This is a genomic window from Paenibacillus sp. 01T422 (genome assembly GCF_056398785.1).
Window position 1 is genome coordinate 1 of record NZ_JBFTQB010001063.1, and the last position, 1,927, is coordinate 1,927.

A 1,927-nucleotide genomic window follows, 5' to 3' on the forward strand; every position below is an offset into this window, starting at 1 on the left:
GTACAAGCCATAATGGATTAACGAGCGATTCATTGCCGCCAAAATAAGCGGGCAGCAGGATGACAAGAAAGGATAAGCCAGCTAGCAGCAAACCAAGTGAAAATTTGGTTGGGATGGAAGGCTGCCGATCTCCGAGCTTGACCCAGAGCCACGCGAAGAAAGGCGCAAATACGATAATAAATAACGGATTCAAGGATTGGAACCAAGCTGGGGATATATGTATGCCTGCAAAATCAAGCTGTGTCCGCCGGTCCGCGTAATTGGCGAGAATGGTGGACCCCTGTTCCTCAATCGCCCAGAACATGACTGAAGCAATAAAAAGCGGGATATACGCGATAATTCTGGAGCGCTCGATGCTTGTGGTCTTAGGGCTTCTGTACATGACTATGAAATATAGGGTTGGAATTAATATGCCCAGTAGGCCAATGAGGGCGCTAAAAGTCTGGAAAGTAAGATAACCCGCAGGGATCGTTAACGCAAGTAATAGGATGATAACTAAGGCACCTAGCCCGATCCATGTCATGACCTTTGTTTTTTCTGAAGGAGAGAGTGGGTTTACGACAAATGTGCCTGCGAGTCCCAAGTTTTTTTTCTTCGTTGACAGAAAGACAGCTAACCCTAGAAACATACCGATAGCGGCTAATCCGAAGCCCAAGTGGAAATTAACATTCATCCCTATCGTTCCGACAATCAATGGGGCCAGAAAACCTCCGAGATTGATTCCCATATAGAAAATACTGAATCCTGCATCGCGGCGGGCATCTTCTTCACTATATATTTCACCAACAATGCTGGATACGTTCGGTTTGAGCATGCCAGTACCTAACACAATCAGAACCATAGAAACAAAAAATAACGCGACGCTTCCTGGTATAGCTAATACAATATGGCCAAGCATAATGAAAATTCCGCCATAGAAAACAGCTTTTGAATTTCCAAAAATCCGGTCAGATAGCCACCCGCCAATAATACCGGACATATAGACAAGCGAGCCGTAAATCGACATAATGGCAAGAGCAGTATTTTCCGCAATGCCCAATCCGCCTTTGGAAACTTCATAATACATATAGTAAACAAGTATTGCGCGCATGCCATAATAGGAAAAACGCTCCCAAAACTCTGTGAAAAAGAGTGTGAACAACCCTTTAGGGTGACCCAGGAAGCCGCTTTGTGGAACACTTGAGACAACCTGCTGTTTTTTATTTATATCGGACATGAAGCAATCTCCTTTATATAACCTAATGATGAGTCTCCTGCTGTATCCCCACAAGGTAGATTTCCCATGTAGATAAAGTTATAAACTTTTTTTAAGTTCTTATTCGAATGAAGGGGGAAATCATGCTAAAATATGCTGCAGCCATGGATCGTGGAGATAAGAAGGACAGTTGTAGGATCGCTGATCCTGGGAAGAGGATTTGTGACAATTGATTTATGTCGATATGTCATAGGAATTGTCATTGCATATGGAGTTGACAAGTATGCCTTCCAGCGCAGCAATCGTTAAATCAGCTTTGGAGATGATGAAGTGGAAATCAAAATAATTCAAAAAGAGCAAGCCTGGCAGCTGCGGCATGAAGTGATGTGGCCGGAGCGTGAGCTATCTTATGTTCAACTTTCGGATGATGATGTTGGCGTGCATTACGGTCTTTTCGAAGGAGAGACGCTTATTTCCGTCCTATCGCTATTTATCCATGGTGAGGAAGCTCAGTTTCGAAAGTTTGCCACGAAGGTGTCTGATCAGGGCAAAGGCTACGGAAGTCAATTGCTTCGCCACATGCTTAAGGAAGCTATGAAATTAGGCGTGAAGCGCATTTATTGCAATGCGAGGAGCAACAAGGTTTCTTTTTATAAAAAATTTGGAATGACTGTAACCGATAAGCAGTTCACTAAAGGCGGAAAAGATTATGTTGTCATGGAGCATTATTTG

3 protein-coding genes are annotated in these 1,927 nt (G+C 43.5%); 2 read left to right on the plus strand and 1 reads right to left on the minus strand.

What is annotated here, in order from left to right; genetic code table 11:
- Positions 1-1,216: peptide MFS transporter (locus tag AC1DUA_RS35505; protein ID WP_477504213.1), on the minus strand; the 1,216-nt coding region annotated here is incomplete at its 3' end.
- A gap of 132 nt (positions 1,217-1,348) precedes the next feature.
- Here AC1DUA_RS35505 and AC1DUA_RS35510 point away from each other — a divergent pair.
- Together AC1DUA_RS35510 and AC1DUA_RS35515 are read left to right on the plus strand one after the other, a co-directional pair.
- A complete protein-coding gene (locus AC1DUA_RS35510; protein WP_477504214.1) occupies positions 1,349-1,504 on the plus strand; it encodes a DUF2809 domain-containing protein in 156 nt (51 codons plus the stop codon).
- A gap of 21 nt (positions 1,505-1,525) precedes the next feature.
- A partial coding sequence (locus AC1DUA_RS35515; RefSeq protein WP_477504215.1) for a GNAT family N-acetyltransferase occupies positions 1,526-1,927 on the plus strand: 402 nt, incomplete at its 3' end.

What these genes read in the sequence shown, in the direction of transcription:
- AC1DUA_RS35510 (WP_477504214.1), top strand. Translation starts at nt 1,349, where the DNA reads ATGCTGCAGCCATGGATCGTGGAGATAAGAAGGACAGTTGTAGGATCG.